Raw genomic sequence first — 20,310 nt, 5'->3', positions numbered from 1 at the left:
TCCTGATTTCCTAGTTTAGGTGCTTGCCGTAGATGCGCAGTCGCGAAGTCATAGCTGCCGGAAAGCATGGCGGGTCCGGAAAAGGGGAGCCCGCGCTACCAGCTTGGCCGCGCAACAATCATCGCCTCGGCCTCCCCGGCATCGAGCGGTTTGGCGAAGTAGTAGCCTTGCCCGTACTCGACCTGCAATGTTCGCAGCCGGGCGAGTTGCTCGGCGGTCTCGATCCCTTCGGCGATGAGATCCATGTTGAGGGTCCGCGCCAGGGCGACGATGGTGTCGACGATATCGGCCGCCTTGCGGTCGGCGTCCATGCGGCGCACGAAGGATGCGTCGATCTTCAAGGTGTCGACCGGAAACCGGTGCAGATAGGAGAGCGACGAAAAGCCGGTGCCGAAGTCGTCCATCAGCAGTTTCACGCCCAGATTGCGCAGCTTTTCCAGGATGGCTGTCGCCGCTTCGGCGTGCTCCATGATGACCGTCTCGGTGACTTCGAGCTTGAGGCTTTTGACGTCGAGGCCGGTCTCGGACAACACGGCTTCGATCTGCTGGCTCAGATCGCTCTGCACAAACTGCCGCCCGGCGAGATTCACGCTCATCTGCATGGCCAGACATTGCGGATGGCGTTGCTGCCACTCCCGCATCTGGCGGCAGGCTTCGGCGAGCACCCAGCGTCCGATGGAGACGATGAGGCCGGTCTCCTCGGTGAGGGGAATGAATTCGCTCGGTGGCACGAGGGTGCCGTCGGGGCGGCGCATTCGCACCAGCGCCTCGAACCCCGCCAGCCGGCCCGTTTGCAGCGAGACGATGGGCTGGTAGAAGACCCGGAATTCTTCGCCGCCGGCCACCGCCTGGCGCAGCTTGGTCTCCATTTCGAGGAGGGCCACGACGCGCGCATGCATGTCGGCGGCAAACACCTCGTGGCATGCCCCGCCGCGCCGGGACGCGCCGTGGGCGGCGGTTTCGGCGTCGCGCAGCAGATCTTCCGCGCTGCTATAGCCCGGATGACCGAGTGCGACGCCAATGCTTGCGGAGGTAAAGAGTTGATGCCCTTCGATGTTGAAGCCTGCGCTCAGGTCGTTCTGGATCCGGTCGGCAAAGCGGGTTGCCTCGCCAGGGTCATGGGCTTCGTCGAGAAGGATGGCGAAACTCTCCCCGGGCATGCGGGCGATCGTGTCGCCGACGCGCAGCCCCGCACCAAGGCATTGCGCCACGGCCAGCAGCATCTGGTCGCCTGCGGCGCCGCCGAGGCTGTCGGTGATCAGGCGGAACCGGTCCAGCGTGACGAAGAGCAGGGCAAAGCCGCCGCCTTTGAGCCGGTGTCGCTCCAGTGCATCGCCGATCCGCATCACCAGCAGCGCGCGGTTGGGCAGGCCGGTGAGGCTGTCGCGCAGGAATTCGTGCTGCACGACCGAAGCGAGCATGACTCTTGCCGAGGCCGCGCCGATGACCCCCGCAAGCTGAGCTTCGCATTGGCTGGCCAGCTCGGCATCGATTTCCCGTGGCCAGTCCAGGCCGCGCCGGCGGGCAAACTCGGCAAACACGCGCTGGGCACCGTCGGCGCCAAGCATCCGCAACATCAGCGCATGGAGGTCCGGCAGTGAGCCGCTGACCCGCCAGTTCTCGCCGACACGCCGCTCCGACTGAAAGACATCGACGAAGGCCGCGGCCTGTGTCTGTTCGATGGCGCTCTGGTCGCTCATGATCGACACGACCAGATAAGCGCCGATATTGGCGAGCATGCTCCACAGCAATGTGTGGCTGATCTCGTCGAGCCCCTCGAGACCGAACAGGGCAAGCGGCCGGAGCAGCGCAATCGAAAATGGTCCTTCCTCGACGAAAGCGATCGGCAGCCAGCCGGAACGGGCGGCTGCCGGCAGCAGGAGCGTGTAGACCCAAACCAGGAAACCGGCCGTAATGCCGGCGAGGGCACCGTTCCGGGTGGCGCCTTTCCAGTAGAGGCCGCCCAGCAGCGCTGGCGCGAACTGGGAGATGGCGGCGAAGGAGATGACGCCGGTCTGCTCCAGCGCGTAGGCGTTGCCCGCCAGTCGATAGTAGGCGTAGCCGAGCAGTAGCCCGATCACGATGGTAATGCGCCGGATAGCGAGCAGCAGCCCGGAGAGATCGGCGCGATCGAACAGGCGCAGCGCCTTGATGCGCAGCAGGCCGGGCATCACCAGGTCATTGCAGGCCATCGTCGACAGGGCAATGGTCTCGACGATGACCATGCCGCTGCCGGCCGAGAGCCCGCCGAGGAACACGAGCAGCGCGAGCCCTTCCTTTCCGGCGGACATCGGCAGGGTGAGGACGAAGGTGTCGGGGTTTACGGCCCCTGCACCGAAGTGCAGGAGTCCGCCGAAGGCGATCGGCAGGACGAACAAGGAAAACAGGAAGAGATAGAGCGGCAGGAGCCAGACCGCCTTGATGAGGTGCGCTTCGTCGACGTTCTCGACCACCGCGACCTGGAACTGGCGGGGCAGGCACATGATCCCCAGCAGGCTCACAAAGCCGACGGAAAAGTGCGAGACCCAATTGCTTGGGCGGCCTGCCGAGCCGTCGTCGATGGTGAACACCCGGGCGATTTGAGGCACTGCGGCGGCGCGCGTGAAGATATCCGTGAGGCCGTCGTACATGCCCCACGCGACGAAGACGCCGACGGCGAGGAAGGCAGCCAGTTTGACCAGCGATTCGAAGGCAATCGCCGCGACCATACCTTCGTGGCGCTCCGACGCATCCAGCGTGCGCGTCCCGAACACGATGGTGAAGGCAGCCAGGATGAGGGCGACGTGAAATGCCGTGTCGCTCCAGACGTTCTTGGGCGCGGGCACCGCCGTGAGGATCTGGGGGTATCCGCGCAGCAGGTGGAAGCTGATATCGATGGCCTTCAGTTGGAGCGCAACGTAAGGGGTGACACCGATCACCGCGATCAGGGTGACCAGCGCAGCCACCGCCTGGCTCTTGCCGTAGCGAGAGGAAATGAAGTCGGCCAGCGAGGTGATGCGGTTTTCCTTCGCGACGCGGATGATCTTGCGCAGCACCACCCACCAAAGGGTGATCATGACCGTCGGGCCGAGGTTGGTGGCCAGGAATTCGATCCCACTTTCGGCTGCGCGCCCGACGCTGCCGTAGAAGGACCACGCGGTGGCAAAAACGCCGAGCGACAGGGAATACACGTAAGGGTTGGCGATCAGGCTTCGTCCCGCACTGGCCGCTTTGTCGCCGCGATAGGCGATCAGGAAGAGCAGCCCCAGATAGAGCGCTCCGACAAGGATGATGATCCAGGCCGGCACGTTTCTACTTGCTCTCCATGATCAGCATGAGCAGGCCGATCACGAGCGCCCAGGCGACAAAGACATAGGCAAAGACCAGCGGAATGGCTCCGACCATGATGGGGCGGTTGAACAGGGCGAGCAGTGGGTAGTTGAACAGCAGGGTGCCCAGGATGAATACCGCCACCAAGCGCTCGGTCTTGACGTAGGGTCTGTTCATAACCATGTCCCTTGAAGGGCTTACTCCAAAATAGACAAGATCGGAACACTTCGCTGGCGGAGCGCGCGGGCGGCGCGATGTCGCAATCGAGGAGACTTGCGTCGGCAGTGCATAAGTGGCGCCGGTGCAGCTGCGCCAACATCCTCCCGTCGAACACTAAATCATTAAAAGACCAGCGGAGAGAACATGAAGATATCCAGCCCTGTGCGAGAGCTGATTCTCGCCCGTCAGCCCGGTTACAACCTCGAAGCGCCGTTTTATACCGCGGCCGAAATCTACGATCTCGACATGGAGGCGATCTTCGGTCGCCACTGGATCTACGTCGGGGTGGAGCCGGACATCCCCGAGCCGGGCGACTACTTCACGGTCAAGCTCGGCCGTGCGTCGATCGTGGTCGTGCGCGACGACGACATGAACGTGCGCGCCTTCCACAACGTGTGCCGCCATCGCGGTGCCCAGCTCTGCAACGAGCACAAGGGCAGCGTCGGCAACCTGGTCTGTCCCTATCACCAATGGACCTATGACCTGTCCGGCAAGCTCATCCACAACGAGCACATGGGCGAGGACTTCGATTTCAGTCGCCACAACCTCAAGCCCGTGCACGTCGGCAATCTCGCCGGTCTGATCTTCATCTGTCTGGCCGAGCAGCCGCCTGCCGACTTCGAGGAGATGCGCGCAGCGATGGAGCCCTACATCGCTCCACATCGTATCGCCGACTGCAAGGTGGTGATGCAGGACGACTACGTCGAAGCCGGCAACTGGAAGCTGACGATGGAGAACAACCGCGAGTGCTACCACTGCGTCAGCAATCACCCGGAGCTCACCAGCTCGATCTACGAGTTCGGCTTCGGCTACCAGCCTTCGCCGGCGAATGCCGAGGCGGTGCAGGGCTTCTACGACCTCATCGAGCGCGAGCATGCGCGCTGGGAAGCGGCGGGCCTCAAGTCGGCCGAGATCGAAATGCTCGACAGCCGTGTCACCGGCTTCCGCACGCAGCGCCTGCCGCTCGACAAGGCGGGGGAGTCGCAGACGATGGACGCGCGCGTGGCCTGCGAGAAGCTGCTGGCCGATTTCACCGACCGCAAGCTCGGCGGGCTGTCGTTCTGGACCCAGCCGAATTCCTGGCACCACTTCATGAGCGACCACATCGTCACTTTCAGCGTGCTGCCGATCGATGCCGAACACACCCTGGTGCGCACCAAGTGGCTGGTCCACAAGGATGCGGTGGAAGGGCGCGACTACGATCTGGAGAAGCTCACCGAGGTGTGGAAGGCGACCAATCGCCAGGACGGCGCGCTGGTCGAGATGTCGCAGCGCGGTGCCGCGAGCCCCGCCTTTGAGCCCGGCCCGTATTCGCCCTACACCGAGGCGCTGGTCGAGAAGTTCGCCAACTGGTACATCGAGCGGCTGCGCGCGGCGCTGGGCTGAGCTGAGGATCAGGACATGAATGCCCCGAACGACCGCTTTGCGGCGGATGCCTGGTGCGGCTTGCCGCCGTTGTGGAACAGCGACGAGGACGATGAGCTGGTGTGCAGCCAGCGGCGCCAGGAGACGCATGACGTCGTCACCTTTCTGTTCCGCGCGCGGCGCCCGGTGCTGTTCCGCTTCCTGCCGGGTCAGTTCCTCACGCTGGAACTGGAGATCGATGGCGAAGCGATCAACCGCTGCTACACGATCTCCTCGCCGCCGACCCGCCCCGACACCCTTTCGATCACCGTGAAACGGGTTCCCGGCGGCAAGGTGTCGAACTGGCTGCACGACCATCTTCAGCCCGGCATGAGCCTGCGTGCCCTGGGGCCGTCCGGCGAGTTTTCCGCCAGTCTGCATCCGGCGGCCAAGTACCTGTTCCTGTCGGGCGGTTCCGGCGTGACGCCGCTGATGTCGATGTCGCGGAGCGTGCACGATCTGGCCGAACCCTGCGACATCGTCTTCGTGCACAGCGCGCGCACGCCGAAAGACATCGTCTTCCGCCGCGAGCTGAGTCTCCTCGCGATCAACCAGCCGGGCTTCCGGACGGCGTTCGTGTGCGAGCAGCTGGGTGACGAGCCCGACTGGGCGGCTCCCACCGGTCGCCTGACGCAGTCGCTGCTCGGTGCCATCGCCCCGGATTTTGCCGAGCGCGAGATCTTCTGCTGCGGTCCCGAGCCCTACATGGCTGCCGTGCGCGCGCTGCTCGAGGCTGCGGGATTCGACATGCGGCGCTACCACGAGGAGAGCTTCAACTTCGGCGCCGCGGCCGAAGAGGAGGCAGCGCCGGCTGTCGCTACGGAAGTCGCCGAAGGCTTCGACGTGCAGTTCGCGAAGAGCGGAGTCTCGGTGCGTTGCGCGCCGGAGCAGACCGTGCTCGAGGCGGCCCGTGCCGCAGGGCTCCGCCTGCCGGTTTCCTGCACCAAGGGCATGTGCGGGACCTGCAAGTCGAAGCTGACGTCGGGTAGCGTCGATATGAAGCATGGCGGTGGCATCCGCCAGCGCGAGATCGACCAGGGCATGTTCCTGCCCTGCTGCAGCAAACCCTTGTCGGATCTGGTTCTGGATCGATAACCGTAGCACCGGGAAAAGGGTTTACGTGGAACGTAGAGGAGGAGTGCAGCGGGGGGTGCAGTGGCAATTTGCCGATTTGAGCCTGGCGAAGAAGCTCGCATGCGGCTTCGGTCTGGTGTTGCTGCTCACTGGAATGGTGGCTGCGATCGCCGTGAGCACGATGCAGGCGGCCGACCGGCGCTTCGATCTGCTCAAGCAGATGTCGCAGATCAGCGATGCCGCGCTGCGGGTTCGCGTGGAGGAGCGGAGCTTCTCTTTGACGGGCGATGCTGCGTCCGCGGATGCGGTGCGCGGCAGCCTCGACGGCATTCTCGCTTCGAGCGAAGCCTTGAGAGCACGCTCTCCGGCGAACGCGGCGGCGATGGACGAGGTGGATGCCGCCGTGCGCGGCTACCGGGAGGCCTTCGACCAGTTCGTGGATCTCTCCCAGAAGAAGGATCTCGCCCTCGAATCGGCCGCCTGGTCGGTGCAGAACGTGACCGGTACGCTCGATCTGGTCCGTGGCCAGTTCATGGAAGATGGCTTGTCGGCCCTGAAGGCGTCGCACGGGCGCGAGGGTGCCGGCCTGGTGGGACAGGCCGGAGAACTCGGCGAGGTCGCGCGTCTGGCGCTTCAGGCGATCAACGAAGCCCGTGTCCGCCTGGAGCAGAGCCGCAAGGACGACGCGGCGGCGGGCGAGGGCGCAATGACGATCGCGCAGACCGACCAGGCCTTGGCCGTGATCGCGAAGCTCCTCGATGCGGCGGGCGGCGATCCGGCCTACCGCGGCGTGCTGGTGGAGGCGAAGTCCCATCTCGGCGGCTTCGCAGACAGACTGAAGGAGTACACCGGCCTCTTGGCGCAGGAACGCAAGGTCCACGCGCAGATGCGGGCGCGCGCCGATGACGTGTTGCGGCAGGTTGACCAGGCCTACGGGCAGCAGGCTTACGCAATGCGGGATCACCTCGCCGCCAGCAGCGGTTTCATCCTGATCTCTTCGGCTGCAGCCTTGCTGGTCGGGCTGGGCGCCGCGGCGCTGATTACGCGCGTGGTTGTCCGTCGCCTCGGCAACGCGATCCGGGTGGCCGACCGTATCGCCGATGGCGATCTGACGGAGAAAATCGATGTCCGGGGCGCGGACGAGGTCGGGCAACTGATGCGCGCCATGGATCGGATGTCTTCGGCGCTCGGAGGCATCGTCGGGGGCCTGCAAGCCGGAATCGGAAGGATTGCGGATTCAGCCCAAAGTCTCTCCGTCGCGGCCGAGCGCAGCAACGCTGAAGTGAGCAGCCAGAAAGCGGAAACCGAGCAGGTGGCGACGGCCATGAGCGAGATGGCGACGACCGTTCACGAGGTCGCGCGCAGCGCCGAAGATGCGGCATCGGCCGCGGAATCGGCGGACGCCGCCGTCCAGAGCGGCCGACACGTGGTGAAGAACAGCATCGGGCGCATCGAGCAACTGGCTGCAGCGGCGACTTCGGCGAGCGACAGCATGGGCATCCTCCACGGCGAGGTGCAAAACATCGGCGCCGTGCTCGACGTGATCAAGGGGCTCGCCGAACAGACGAATCTGCTTGCGCTCAATGCCGCAATCGAAGCGGCCCGCGCCGGAGAGCAGGGGCGCGGCTTCGCCGTGGTCGCCGACGAGGTGCGTCTTCTCGCGCAGCGCACGCAGAAATCGACCGTCGAGATCGAGGATCTCGTCCGTGCCTTGCTGCGAAGCGCGCAGGATTCGGTACGGCAGATCACCATCAGCAGCGAACTCGTGCGGCTCTCGGTTGGCGACGTCGGCGAGACCGAAGGTGCGTTGCACAGCATTGCCGAGGCGGTCGCGGCCATCCATCGCTTGAACCAGCAGATCGCCGCTGCGGCCGAACAGCAAAGTTCGGTCGCGGCCGAGGTCGATCGGAGCATGGAGAGCATCCGGACCAGCGCCGATCAGGCGGCCGCGACGATGGAAGGCACTGCCGCGTCCAGCGTCGAGTTGGCGCAATTGAGCAACGAGCTCCACGTCATGGTGGGGCGTTTCCGGCTCTGAATCCTCCGCATTTCCCCGTCCATCGCGTCTCGGCGTCCCTGCTTGCCCGGCAGGGTTCGTCGAGCCGCGTCATCGTGCGTTGCAGCATCGTTGATGCCCCTTCGACCGCCGAGTCCTGTTGTCCCAATTGAGTAAGCGCGTGACGGTTACAGGCAATAGCCCTATCAGCGAACTTCCTAACATCTGTCTCCATTACGAAGCCACCCGCCGCGCTCTGCTCGGTTGCGGCGGCAAGACAACCCCGAAAGGAGACAGAACCGATGTTCGCAATGACCGATCGCATCGCAGGTTTCGATGATGAGCTCAAGGCCGCGATGGACGCGGAATTCTCGCGCCAGGAATCACATATCGAGCTGATCGCATCCGAGAACTACACCAGCCCGCGCGTGCTGGAGGCGCAGGGCAGCGTGCTGACCAACAAGTACGCCGAGGGTTATCCGGGCAAGCGCTACTACGGTGGCTGCGAGCACGTCGATGTGGTCGAGCAGCTGGCCATCGACCGCGCCAAGCAGCTCTTCGGCGCCGACTACGCCAACGTCCAGCCGCACTCCGGTTCGCAAGCCAACGCCGCCGTCTACATGGCGCTGCTCGAGCCGCACGACACCGTGCTCGGCATGAGCCTCGCCCACGGCGGTCACTTGACCCACGGCGCCAAGGTCAACTTCTCCGGCAAGACCTACAACTCGGTGCAGTACGGCCTGAACGAGCAGACCGGCGAGATCGACTACGAAGAGGTCGAGCGGCTGGCCCGCGAGTGCAAGCCCAAGATGATCGTCGCGGGCTTTTCGGCCTATTCGCGCGTCGTCGACTGGAAGCGCTTCCGCGCGATCGCCGACGAAGTGGGCGCGAAGCTCTTCGTCGATATGGCCCACGTCGCCGGTCTCGTCGCCGCGGGTCTCTACCCCAACCCCATCCCCTTCGCCGATGTCGTCACCACGACGACCCACAAGACGCTGCGTGGCCCGCGCGGCGGCCTGATCCTGGCTCGCGCCAATGCAGAGCTCGAGAAGAAGCTCAACTCCGTCGTCTTCCCCGGCATCCAGGGCGGCCCGCTGATGCACGTCATCGCCGCCAAGGCGGTCGCGCTGAAGGAGGCGCTGCAGCCCGAGTTCCGCGAGTACCAGCAGCAGGTGCTCAACAACGCCCGCGCGATGGCCGCCGTGTTCATCGAGCGCGGCTACAAGATCGTTTCGGGCGGCACCGACGACCACCTCTTCCTGGTCGATCTCGTCGCCAAGGGGCTGACCGGCAAGGCGGCGGACGCGGCCCTCGGCGCGGCGCACATCACGGTCAACAAGAATTCCGTGCCCAACGACCCGCAGTCGCCCTTCGTCACCAGCGGCATCCGCATCGGCACACCGGCGATCACGACCCGGGGCTTCAAGGAAGCCGAGGCGAAGGAACTCACGCACTGGATCTGCGACGTCCTCGACAACATCGAAGATCAGTCCGTGATCGCTGCTGTGCGTGAGAAGGCCAAGACCTTGTGCGCGCGCTTCCCGGTCTATCCGGCCACCCGCTAAGCAACCCAGGGGCGCAACGCCATGGCTATCAGCGTTTTCGAGATGTTCAAGGTCGGTATCGGACCATCGAGTTCCCATACCGTGGGCCCGATGCGCGCCGCGCTGACCTTCGTTTCCGGTCTCAAGGACAGCGGCGTGCTGCCGAAGGTGCGGCGCGTGCGCGCCGAGCTCTACGGCTCGCTCGGCGCTACCGGCAAGGGCCACGGTAGCGACAAGGCGGTGTTGCTCGGCCTCGAAGGCGAGGCGCCGGATCTCGTCGATCCGGCCAGCATCGATGCCCGCCTCGGGCGCATTCGCGAGGGGCGCACGCTCTCGCTCGCAGGGCTGCACCAGATCGAGTTCAACGAGAAGAACGATCTCGTCTTCCTGCGTCGCCAGAGCCTCCCGTACCACCCGAACGGCATGCGGCTCATCGCCTTCGGCGAAGGCGACGCGGAGCTCGCGAATCGCGTCTATTACTCGGTGGGCGGCGGCTTCGTCGTCAATGAAGAGGCGGCGGGCGCCGACCGCATCGTTGAAGACAGCACCCAGCTGCCGTATCCCTTCCACAGTGGCGACCAGCTGCTGACCCAGTGCGCGGTGAACGAGCTCTCGGTGAGCCAGCTCATGCTGGAAAACGAGAAGGCCTGGCGCAGCGAGGCGGAGACGCGCAACGGCTTGCTCCACATCTGGCAGGTGATGCAGGCCTGCGTGCGTCGCGGTTGCGAGGAAGAGGGGGTCCTTCCGGGCGGGATGAAGGTACGCCGCCGCGCCGCCGGGATGTATCGCAAGCTCTCCAGCGCGCCGGAGGCGTCGCTGCGCGATCCGCTGACGACGATGGACTGGGTGAACCTCTACGCGCTCGCCGTGAATGAGGAGAACGCCGCGGGCGGGCGGATCGTCACCGCGCCGACCAACGGCGCCGCCGGGATCGTCCCCGCCGTCCTTCATTACTACTACCGCTTCATCCCCGGCGCGACCGAGGACGGGGTGGTGCGCTTCCTCCTCACCGCGGCGGCGATCGGCATCCTGTTCAAGGAGAACGCGTCGATCTCCGGCGCCGAGGTGGGCTGCCAGGGCGAGGTCGGCGTGGCCTGCTCGATGGCGGCCGGCGCGCTGGCGGAAGTCATGGGCGGCACCCCGGAGCAGGTCGAGAACGCGGCCGAGATCGGCATGGAGCACAACCTCGGCCTCACCTGCGATCCGGTCGGCGGCCTCGTCCAGGTGCCGTGCATCGAGCGCAACGCGATGGGCTCGATGAAGGCGATCAACGCCGCGCGAATGGCACTGCGCGGCGACGGCAAGCACTTCGTGTCTCTCGACAAGGTGATCAAGACGATGCGCGACACCGGTCGGGATATGAAGGACAAATACAAAGAAACGTCCCGCGGCGGTCTGGCGGTGAACGTCATCGAGTGTTGAAGAGAAACGAGGCGACTCTCGGGTGAGGGTCATAGCGGTCCGGGCCGGTTCGCCCTGCCTGGATTCGAGGAGATAGAAGATGCAGCACTATTCGGGATTCGGACTCCTGAAACACGGTCTCAGCCACCACGAAAACTGGCAGCGGGCCTGGCACAACCCGGAGCCGCGCAGCCAGTACGACGTGATCGTGGTCGGCGGCGGCGGTCATGGCCTCGCCACGGCCTACTACCTCGCCAAGGAGCACGGCATCACCAACGTGGCGGTGGTCGAGAAGGGCTGGCTGGGCGGCGGCAATACGGCGCGCAACACCACCATCGTCCGCTCGAACTACCTGTGGGACGAGGCCGCCTGGCTCTATGAGCACGCGATGAAGCTGTGGGAGGGCCTGTCGCAGGACCTCAACTACAACGTGATGTTCTCGCAGCGTGGCGTGATGAACCTCGGCCATACGCTCCAGGACATGCGCGACATCCATCGCCGGGTGAACGCCAACCGCCTGAACGGCATCGACGGCGAAGTGCTCGACGTGAAGCAGATCCAGGAGATCGTCCCGCTGATGGATTGCTCGCGCAGCACCCGCTACCCGGTGATCGGCGCCTCCTGGCAGCCTCGCGGCGGCGTGGCACGCCACGACGCGGTGGCCTGGGGCTTTGCGCGGGCGGCGGACGCGCTCGGCGTGCATCTGCTGCAGCAGACCGAAGTCACCGGCATCCGCACGAGCGGCGGCAAGGTGCTGGGGGTCGAGACCAAGCGCGGCTTCATCGGCGCGAAGACCGTCGGTGTCGTCGCCGCGGGCAATTCGAGCGTGATCGCGAAGATGGCCGGCCTGCGCCTGCCGCTCGAGTCGCATCCGCTGCAGGCGCTGGTGTCCGAGCCGATGAAGCCTGTGCTCGACACCGTCGTGATGTCGAACCACGTGCATGGCTACGTCAGCCAGTCCGACAAGGGCGATCTCGTCATCGGCGCCGGCATCGATGGCTACAACGGCTACGGCCAGCGCGGCAGCTACCCGACCATCGAGCACACGCTGGAGGCGATCGTCGAGCTCTTCCCGTCGTTCTCGCGGGTGCGGATGAACCGCCAATGGGGCGGCATCGTCGATACGACGCCGGACGCCTGCCCGATCATCTCGGCGACCCCGGTGGGCGGCCTCTTCTTCAACTGCGGTTGGGGCACCGGTGGCTTCAAGGCTACGCCGGGCTCGGGCAACGTGTTCGCGGCCACCCTCGCCAAGGGCAAGGCGCATCCGCTGGCGGCTCCGTTCTCCATCGACCGCTTCATCTCCGGAAAACTGATCGACGAGCACGGCGCCGCCGGCGTCGCGCACTGACAGGAGCAGGGAACATGCTGCATATCTACTGTCCTCATTGCCAAGAGTATCGCGAGGAAGAGGAGTTTCGTCCCAAGGGCGAGGCCCACATCGCGCGTCCGCTGGACCCCGAGACCACCAGCGACGAGGCCTGGGGCGACTACCTCTTCTTCCGCAAGAATCCGCGCGGGCTGCACCACGAGCAGTGGTTCCACGCCGCCGGCTGCCGCAAGTTCTTCAACGCCACCCGCGACACCGTGAGCTACGAAATCCTGGAAACCTACAAGCCGGGCGAGCAGCCCTCGATCGACGCGACGAGCCGGAGGGCTGGGAAATGAGTCAACGCAACCGTCTTTCCAGCGGCGGACGCATCGACCGCAGCCGTCCGGTGCGCTTCACCTTCAACGGTCAGAGCTACCAGGGCTTCGCCGGCGACACGCTCGCTTCGGCCTTGCTCGCCAACGGCGTCGACGTGGTGAACCGCAGTTTCAAGTACTCGCGGCCGCGCGGCATTGTTGCCGCCGGCGCGGACGAGCCGAATGCGATCTTCCAGCTCGGCGAGCGCGAGGCGGCGCAGGTGCCGAACGTGCGGGCGACCCAGCAGGCGCTCTACAACGGCCTGGTGGCGACGAGCACCAACGGCTGGCCGAACGTCGACCGCGATGTCATGGGCGTGATCGGCAAGATGGGCGGCCGCTTCATGCCTCCCGGCTTCTACTACAAGACCTTCATGTCGCCGGCCTCGATGTGGCCGAAGTACGAGAAGTACATCCGCAAGGCGGCGGGCCTCGGCCGCGCACCGCGCGAGCGCGATCCGGACATCTACGACCACATCAACCGCCATTGCGACGTGTTGGTGATCGGTGCCGGCCCGGCGGGGCTCGCCGCTGCCTACGCCGCCGGCCGCGCCGGTGCGCGTGTGATCCTGTGCGACGAGCAGGAAGAGATGGGCGGTTCGCTCCTCGATTCCCGCGAGCTGATCGATGGCCGCCCGGCCGCCGAATGGGCCGCCGCAGTGGTCGCCGAACTCGCGACGATGCCCGACGTGCTGCTGCTGCCGCGCACGACCGCGAACGGCTATCACGACCACAACTTCGTCACGCTGCACGAGCGCCGCACCGAGCACCTCGCCGACACCGCACCGCTGCTCAACGGCCGTCGCCGTGCGCGCGCCCGGATGCACAAGGTCCGCGCCGGGCAGGTGATCCTCGCCACCGGCACGCACGAGCGTCCGCTGGTGTATGCCAATAACGACGTGCCGGGGAACATGGTCGCCGGCGCCGTCTCGATCTACATCCGGCGCTTCGCCGTCGCGCCGGGGCAGCGCCTCGTGCTGTCGACGTCGAACGACCACGCTTACCGTGCCGCGCTCGACTGGCACGATGCCGGCCGCGAGGTCGCCGCCATCGTGGATGCCCGAGCCAACCCCGAGGGCGATCTGGTCCATGAGGCCCGCTCGCGGCGCATCCGCATCATCACCGGCAGTGCCGTGATCGAAGCGCGCGGCGAGAAGCGCGTTTCCGGCGCGCTCGTCGCCAGCATCGATTCCGTCGGCTTCCGTGTGTACGGTGCGGTCGAGGAATTGGCCTGCGACACAATCGCGACTTCCGGCGGTTACAGCCCGGTCGTGCATCTGGCCGCTCACTCCGGCGTCCGTCCGGAATGGCGCGACGACATCCTCGGCTTCGTGCCGGGCGATGTGAAGGGGCTCGTGCCGGTGGGAGGCGTGAACGGCAGGATGCCGCTCGCCGAAGCGCTCGTCGACGGTCTTGAGGCCGGAAGCCGCGCCTTGATGGCCTGCGGTTTCGAGAGCCCGAGCATGACGGTGCCGGCGATCCGCAACATCCGCGAGGGCAGGGCGGTCGCGCTCTACCAGGTGCCGCACGTCAAACCCGCGATGCGTGCCCCCAAGCAGTTCGTCGACCAGCAGAACGACGTCACCGCCGCCGGCATCGAGCTCGCCACGCGCGAGGGCTTCGAGTCGATCGAGCACGTCAAGCGTTACACGGGCCTGGGCTTCGGCACCGACCAGGGCAAGCTCGGCAACATCAACGGCATGGCGATCGCGGCGCGCTGCCTGAAGCAGACGATCCCGCAGACCGGCACGACGGTGTTCCGCCCGAACTACACGCCGATCACCTTCGGCGCCATCGCCGGCCGCCACTGCGGCGAGTTCTTCGATCCGCGCCGCTACACCGCGCTCCATGCGTGGCACGTTGCGAACGGCGCGAAGTTCGAGGAAGTCGGCCAATGGATGCGGCCGTGGTACTTCCCGCGCGGCAACGAGACGATGCACGAAGCCGTGCAGCGCGAATGCCGCGCCGTGCGCGAGGGCGTCGGCATCCTCGATGCCTCGACGCTCGGCAAGATCGAGATCCAGGGCAAGGATGCGCGCGAGTTCCTCAACCGCCTCTACACCAACGCCTGGACCAAGCTCGACCCCGGCAAGTGCCGCTACGGCCTGATGTGCAAGGACGACGGCATGATCATGGACGATGGCGTCACCGCCTGCCTGGGCGAGAACCACTTCCACATGACGACCACGACCGGCGGTGCTGCGGGTGTGCTCGACTGGATGGAGCTGTGGCACCAGACCGAGTGGCCGGAGCTGGAGGTCTATTTCAACTCCGTCACCGACCATTGGGCGGCGATGGCGATCAACGGCCCGAATGCTCGCAAGCTCCTCGCCGAGCTCACCGACATCGACCTCTCGAAGGAAAAGTTCGGCTTCATGGACTGGCGCGAAGGCACGGTCGCTGGGGTGCCGGCGCGCGTCTTCCGCATCTCCTTCACGGGCGAGCTCTCCTACGAAATCAACGTGCAGGCGAACCATGCGATGCACGTGTGGAAGGCGCTCTTCGAGAAGGGCGAGAAGTATGGCCTGACGCCTTACGGCACGGAGACGATGCACGTGCTGCGCGCCGAGAAGGGCTTCATCATCATCGGCCAGGAGACCGACGGCTCCGTCACGCCCGAGGACCTCGGCATGCAGTGGTGCGTCGGCTACAAGAAGCCGTACTCGTGGATCGGCCGCCGCGCGCTGTCGCGCCCCGACACCAAGCGCGAGGACCGCAAGCAGCTCGTCGGCCTGAAGCCGCTCGACCGCAATCTCGTGCTGCAGGAAGGCGCGCAGATCGTGCTCGACAAGGTGCTGCGGATTCCGATGCCGATGGTCGGCCACGTCACCTCCAGTTATTTCAGCCCGACGCTCGGCCATTCGTTCGCGCTCGCCCTCGTGAAGGGCGGCAGCCAGCGCATCGGTCAGACCGTCTATATGCCGATGGCCGACGGCACCATTCACGCGGCCGAGGTGGTGAGCCCGGTCTTCTACGATCCCAAGGGAGAGCGTCAGCATGTCTGATCTTGCGATTTTCAATGTCAATCCGGCGGCAGTGGTCGTGAAGGCCGAATCACCCTTGGCGATGAGCCGTGTCACCGTGCAGACCGTCGGTTCGGCGAAAGAGGCCGGTGTCGTGGTGCGCGAGCATGCCTTCCTCGGCCATCTCGTGCTGCGCGGGAACGCGGCCGACGCGGCCTTCTGCGGCGGGGTCGAGCAGGTCCTCGGCCTGCCTCTGCCGCAGGGCATGGGGCTGCTCTCGATGGACACGGAGCGCGGGGTGAGCATCCAGTGGATGTCGCCCGACGAGTGGCTCGTGATCGTACCCGCCGGGCGCGAGCACGAGACCGAGATGCGCCTGCGTACTGCGCTCACCGGCCACTTCGCCGTGATGATCGTCAGCGGTGGCCAGACCGTGCTGGAGCTCTCCGGCCGGGCGGTACGCGAGGTGCTGATGAAGTCGATGGCTTACGACGTGCATCCGAGCCAGTTCCCGGTGGGCAAGGGCGTGAGCACGACCTTCGCCAAGGCCTCGGCGATCGTGCGCCGCGTCGGCGAGGAGCGCTGGGAGCTGGTGATCCGGCGCAGCTTCGCCGACTACCTCTATCGCTGGGTGCTCGACGCCAGCGAGGAGTTCGGCGTGTTCGTAGCTTCCCGCTAAAGCGGGGCCGCTGACCGATTGTGTCGCCGGGGACTGCGACGAAGGTGGCAGTCCCCTTGATCCGGAGTATTCGAATGAAGCTTGAAACGACGGAGGCGCCGGCTCTGGCGCCCGCCCCGCGCAAGGCCCGCCCCTTGCGCACTGCAACCTTCAGCGCGCCGCCGCTCGCCGGGGACGACACGATCTTCCTGCGCGGCCTGCGTGTCGAGGCGCTGATCGGCGTCTACGAGCACGAGCGTCACGCGCCGCAGCCGCTGGTCATCGACCTCGAGCTGGGCCTCACGCATTCGCGTGCGTGCTTCAGCGACAACCTGAACGACGCCGTCGACTACGGCGCGGTGGTGGCCGCGGTACGCCGCCACGCGATGCTCAATCGCTGCGAGCTCCTCGAAGCCTTCGCGCAGAACGTCGCCGACACGCTCCTCGACGACTTCGAGCTGCTGTCGGTCGCGGTCCACGTTTCCAAACCCGGCATCTTCGACGTCGCCGACAGCGTCGGCGTGTCGATCCGCCGCCGCCGCACCCGAGCCTGAAACACGCATGACTTCCTCCTGCTCCGCGCCTTCCTCGCCGGCCATGACCAAGCCGATCCGCAGCCTTCTGGTCGCCAACCGCAGTGAAATCGCCATCCGCGTCTTCCGTGCGGCGAGCGAGATGGGCATCCGCACCGTAGCGATCTACGCCGACGAGGACCGTTTCGCCCTGCATCGCTTCAAGGCCGACGAGTCCTATCGCGTCGGCGAAGGGCGGCAGCCGATCGGCGCCTATCTCGACATCGCGGACATCATCCGGGTGGCGAAGGAAGCCAAGGTCGACGCCATTCACCCGGGCTACGGTTTCCTCTCGGAGAACCCGGAGTTCGCCGAGGCGTGTGCGCGGGCGGGAATCGTCTTCATCGGCCCCGATGCGGACATCATGCGCACGCTGGGCAACAAGGTGGCGGCGCGCGCGCTGGCGCAGGCGGCCGGCGTGCCGGTCGTGCCGGCGACCGGAGCGCTGCCGCACGACCCCGAGGCGGCGAAGCGGGAAGCCGCCGCCGTCGGCTACCCCTTGATGCTGAAGGCAAGCTGGGGCGGCGGGGGCCGCGGCATGCGTGTGGTGGAGGACGAGGTGGCGCTGCTGCCGGCGATGGAGGTCGCCCGCCGTGAGGCGCTCGCGGCCTTCGGCAACGACGAGGTCTACCTCGAGAAGCTGGTCCGCCGCGCGCGCCACGTCGAGGTGCAGATCCTCGGCGATCTTCACGGCAACCGCGTGCATCTGTTCGAGCGCGATTGCTCGGTTCAGCGGCGTAATCAGAAGGTCGTCGAGCGGGCGCCGGCGCCCTACCTCGACGAGGCGCAACGGGCCGAAGTGTGCGGCCTCGCGCTCAAGCTCGCCGATGCGGCGGGCTACACCCACGCGGGGACGGTCGAGTTCCTGATGGACGCCGACACGGGCGCGTTCTACTTCATCGAAGTGAATCCCCGCATCCAGGTCGAGCACACGGTTACCGAGCAGGTCACCGGGGTCGACATCGTCAAGGCGCAGATCCGCATCGCCGAAGGCGGGCGCATCGGCGAACCGGACGTGGTGCCGATGCAGGCCGAACTGCGCCTCAACGGCCATGCGCTGCAATGCCGGGTGACCACCGAGGACCCGGAAAACGGTTTCACGCCCGATTACGGCCGCATCACCGCGTATCGCAGCGCGGCCGGCTTCGGCGTGCGCCTGGATGGCGGCACCGCCTACAGCGGCGCCGTGATCACCCCCTTCTACGATTCGCTGCTGGTGAAGGTGACGGTCTGGGGGCACACCGCCGCCGAAGCCAACGGGCGCATGGATCGCAGCTTGCGCGAGTTTCGCGTGCGCGGCGTGTCGACGAACCTGCAGTTCCTCGAGAACGTCATCGCCCACCCGCTCTTCAAGTCGGGTGAATGCACCACGCGTTTCATCGACGAGACGCCCGAGCTCTTCCACTTCACGCCGCGCCGCGACCGCGCCACCCGGCTGCTCGACTTCCTCGCCGAAGTTGCGGTGAACGGCAATCCCGAAATGGCCGGGCGCAAGGCACCGGAGCTGATTCTGCCGCGTCCGAAGGCGCCTGCGTGCGATCTCGCCACGCCGGTCCCGCCCGGCACCCGCGACCGCCTGCGCGAGCTCGGCGCGGACGGCTTCGCGCGCTGGATGAAGGAAGAGCCGCGCCTGCTCGTCACCGACACCACGATGCGCGATGCGCACCAGTCGCTCTTCGCCACCCGCATGCGCACCGCCGACATGCTCGCGGTTGCGCCGCATTACGCGCGCCTCGCACCGCAGCTCTTCGCGCTCGAATGCTGGGGCGGGGCGACCTTCGACGTCGCGCTGCGCTTCCTCAAGGAGGACCCGTGGGAGCGCCTGGCGAGCCTGCGCGAGGCGGTGCCCAACATCCTCTTCCAGATGCTGCTGCGCGCCTCCAACGCGGTCGGCTACACCAACTACGCCGACAACGTGGTGCGCCATTTCGTGCGCCAGGCGGCCGGCACCGGCATCGACCTTTTCCGCGTGTTCGATTCGCTCAACTGGGTCGACAACATGCGCGTCGCGATCGACGCGGTGCGCGAAACCGGCGCGCTGTGCGAGGCGACGATCTGCTACACGGGCGACCTCTTCGATGTGTCGCGCGGCAAGTACGACCTGCACTACTACGTCGAGCTCGCGAAGCAGCTCGAGAAGGCCGGCGCCCACATCCTCGCGATCAAGGACATGGCGGGTATCTGCCGCCCGCGCGCAGCAAGCGCGCTCGTGAAGGCGCTCAAGGAGGAGGTCGGCCTGCCGATCCACTTCCATACCCACGATACCAGCGGCATCAGCGCGGCGAGCGCGCTGGCGGCCGTCGAGGCGGGCGTGGATGCCGTCGATGGCGCACTCGATGCGATGAGCGGCTTCACCTCGCAGCCGAACCTGGGCGCGATCGCCGCAGCGCTGGCGGGCACCGCGCGCGACCCCGGCTTCGACCAGGACGCGCTGCAGTCGCTGTCGCACTACTGGGAAGCGGTGCGGCGCCACTACGCGCCCTTCGAGCCCGATCTGCGCGCACCGGCTTCCGACGTTTATCGCCACGAGATGCCCGGCGGGCAGTACACCAACCTGCGCGAGCAGGCCAGGGCGACCGGGATCGAGCATCGCTGGCCCGAAGTCGCCAAGGCCTATGGCGACGTCAACCGGCTCTTCGGTGACATCGTCAAAGTCACGCCGACCTCGAAGGTCGTGGGCGACATGGCGCTCTTCATGGTCGCCAACCAGCTCAGCCCAGCCGACGTGCTCTCGCCCGAAAAGGAAATCGCCTTCCCCGATTCGGTGGTGTCGCTCTTCCGCGGCGAGCTCGGCTTCCCGCCGGACGGCTTCCCTGCCGAACTGCAACGCAAGGTTCTGAAAGGCAAGGCGCCGCTCGCGGGCCGCGCGGGGGATTTCCTGCCCGACGTCGACCTCGACGCCGCGCGTGCCGAGTTGGAGGCACTGCTCGGCCGTCGTCCGAGTGAGAACGAACTCTCGTCCTTCCTGCTGTACCCGAAAGTCTTCCGCGAGTATGTCGAGCACGTCCAGCGCTACGGCGACGTCTCGGTGCTGCCGACCTCGGCCTTCCTGCACGGCTTGCGGGACCGCGAGGAGATCGCGGTCGACATCGACCGCGGCAAGACACTCTACATCCGCCAGACCGCGCGCAGCGAGACGACCGACGACGAAGGCCGCGTGAAAGTCTTCTTCGAGCTCAACGGACAGCCCCGGCTCGTGCGCGTGAAGCGTGCCGGCGCGGAGGTCGTCCGCCGGCATCCGCGTGCCGAGGACGGCAACCCTGGCCACGTGGGCGCACCGATACCGGGCGCGGTCGTCACCGTGGCGGCGCGGGTCGGTCAGCGGGTGACGAGGGGCAGCCCGCTGGTGTCGCTCGAAGCGATGAAGATGGAGGCCATGGTCGCGGCCGAGCGCGACGGCGTCGTCACCCGCGTGCACGTCGCGAGCGGCGACCGCGTCGAAGCGAAGGATCTGCTCGTCGAACTCGACTGAATGTCTTTGCCA

Annotated in this window: 13 protein-coding genes; 11 read left to right on the top strand and 2 right to left on the bottom strand. The window is 66.4% G+C overall.

Features of this window, described 5'->3' with window-relative positions; genetic code table 11:
- Nucleotides 1-95: 95 nt before the first annotated feature.
- Complete coding sequence (locus tag AZKH_RS23785) at nt 96-3,038, bottom strand: EAL domain-containing protein (protein WP_231874591.1); 2,943 nt, start codon at nt 3,036-3,038, stop codon at nt 96-98.
- A gap of 253 nt (nt 3,039-3,291) precedes the next feature.
- On the bottom strand, nt 3,292-3,486 hold the full coding sequence (locus AZKH_RS23780; protein WP_015451848.1) for a hypothetical protein: 195 nt from the start codon (nt 3,484-3,486) through the stop codon (nt 3,292-3,294).
- 186 nt (nt 3,487-3,672) lie between these two features.
- Between AZKH_RS23780 and AZKH_RS23775 the strand changes: the two genes are divergently transcribed.
- From AZKH_RS23775 to AZKH_RS23725, 11 genes are all read left to right on the top strand, one after another.
- Entirely contained in the window at nt 3,673-4,914 is a 1,242-nt protein-coding gene (locus tag AZKH_RS23775) for an aromatic ring-hydroxylating dioxygenase subunit alpha (RefSeq protein ID WP_015451847.1), read from the top strand.
- A gap of 15 nt (nt 4,915-4,929) precedes the next feature.
- Nucleotides 4,930-6,027, top strand: coding sequence for a hybrid-cluster NAD(P)-dependent oxidoreductase (locus AZKH_RS23770; protein WP_015451846.1), 1,098 nt, complete (start codon nt 4,930-4,932; stop codon nt 6,025-6,027).
- 43 nt (nt 6,028-6,070) lie between these two features.
- A complete protein-coding gene (locus tag AZKH_RS23765; protein WP_041657895.1) occupies nt 6,071-8,044 on the top strand; it encodes a methyl-accepting chemotaxis protein in 1,974 nt (657 codons plus the stop codon).
- Between the two features lie 260 nt (nt 8,045-8,304).
- The gene (glyA, locus tag AZKH_RS23760; protein WP_015451844.1) at nt 8,305-9,567 is read left to right on the top strand and encodes a serine hydroxymethyltransferase; all 1,263 of its coding nucleotides are present in this window, start codon (nt 8,305-8,307) and stop codon (nt 9,565-9,567) included.
- A 21-nt stretch (nt 9,568-9,588) separates the two neighbouring features.
- Nucleotides 9,589-10,968 (top strand): L-serine ammonia-lyase, encoded by a 1,380-nt coding sequence (locus tag AZKH_RS23755; protein ID WP_015451843.1) that lies wholly within the window; start codon nt 9,589-9,591, stop codon nt 10,966-10,968.
- Between the two features lie 79 nt (nt 10,969-11,047).
- The gene (locus tag AZKH_RS23750; protein ID WP_015451842.1) at nt 11,048-12,298 is read left to right on the top strand and encodes a sarcosine oxidase subunit beta family protein; all 1,251 of its coding nucleotides are present in this window, start codon (nt 11,048-11,050) and stop codon (nt 12,296-12,298) included.
- Between the two features lie 14 nt (nt 12,299-12,312).
- Entirely contained in the window at nt 12,313-12,615 is a 303-nt protein-coding gene (locus AZKH_RS23745; protein WP_015451841.1) for a sarcosine oxidase subunit delta, read from the top strand.
- Complete coding sequence (locus tag AZKH_RS23740; RefSeq protein WP_015451840.1) at nt 12,612-15,638, top strand: sarcosine oxidase subunit alpha; 3,027 nt, start codon at nt 12,612-12,614, stop codon at nt 15,636-15,638. The genes AZKH_RS23745 and AZKH_RS23740 overlap by 4 nt, the downstream gene beginning before the upstream one ends.
- The gene (locus tag AZKH_RS23735; RefSeq protein WP_015451839.1) at nt 15,631-16,275 is read left to right on the top strand and encodes a sarcosine oxidase subunit gamma; all 645 of its coding nucleotides are present in this window, start codon (nt 15,631-15,633) and stop codon (nt 16,273-16,275) included. Before AZKH_RS23740 ends, AZKH_RS23735 begins: the two co-directional genes overlap by 8 nt.
- Before the next feature lie 74 nt (nt 16,276-16,349).
- On the top strand, nt 16,350-16,808 hold the full coding sequence (gene folB, locus AZKH_RS23730; RefSeq protein ID WP_015451838.1) for a dihydroneopterin aldolase: 459 nt from the start codon (nt 16,350-16,352) through the stop codon (nt 16,806-16,808).
- Nucleotides 16,809-16,815: 7 nt separating this feature from the next.
- Complete coding sequence (locus AZKH_RS23725) at nt 16,816-20,298, top strand: pyruvate carboxylase (protein WP_231874590.1); 3,483 nt, start codon at nt 16,816-16,818, stop codon at nt 20,296-20,298.
- Nucleotides 20,299-20,310: the final 12 nt, after the last annotated feature.

Origin of the sequence: Azoarcus sp. KH32C (genome assembly GCF_000349945.1) — a bacterium.
Taxonomy (GTDB): Bacteria; Pseudomonadota; Gammaproteobacteria; order Burkholderiales; family Rhodocyclaceae; genus Aromatoleum.
Note: the sequence above shows the minus strand (reverse complement) of the source record. Positions and strands in the feature narration are given on the sequence as shown.